The sequence below is a fragment of the Arcobacter sp. genome, assembly GCF_050300555.1.
GTDB lineage: Bacteria > Campylobacterota > Campylobacteria > Campylobacterales > Arcobacteraceae > Arcobacter.
The window spans coordinates 1-664 of record NZ_JBNKXY010000167.1 but is presented as its reverse complement, the minus strand read 5'-3'; the positions used below and the strand labels follow the sequence as shown (position 1 = coordinate 664).

Here is a 664-nt window from a genome sequence, read left to right as displayed (position 1 = left end):
CCCGTGTTCAGGATTGAGTTGCCCTCGAATGCTTGATCCCAACAATGTCTATTTATCTTATTAGTTGATAACCCCACACGTTGTTGCTGGACGAGCAACACATCATTTAAGAGAAAATTAAATATCATATGAAGAAGAGAAGACATTAGATAGTTTTTAGCTAAACTTGACTTAAGATGGAAGATAATTGATACAAATATGATTAGAATGAAAAAAATAATAGATATAATTAGGGACAAAATATAAATTTGCATGGACTACATCTTTATTTTTCTACAGTTGAGGGACTAATTTGGAAAAAATATTTTTTCTAGAGTTTTCAAAATTATTTTTCAATGGAGAATGGTTATGTGACATGCTTGCAAGTTGAGAGAATTCACCATTAATGACCCGTGGTGAATTATAATACATTTTTAAGATTTTTAAAATTATTTTTCAATGGAGAAATGTGATATACCATGCTTCTTAAATTTTCAGAATTATTTTCAATAGAGAAAGATGACGTGGTATGAGGTGATTTCCTTGATTTTTTATAATTATTTTTCAATGAAGAAATGTGATGTGACATACTCCTTAAATTTTTAGAATTATTGTTCAATAGAGAAATGTGACGGTGATTTTCTTGAACTTTTAGAACTGTTTTTTCAATGGAGAAAAATGATGT

1 protein-coding gene is annotated in these 664 nt (G+C 28.8%); it reads right to left on the bottom strand.

Features of this window, described 5'->3' with window-relative positions:
* Positions 1 to 400: 400 nt before the first annotated feature.
* The coding region (locus ACQY5W_RS13200) for a hypothetical protein (protein ID WP_428025438.1) at positions 401 to 664 on the bottom strand (264 nt) is incomplete at its 5' end.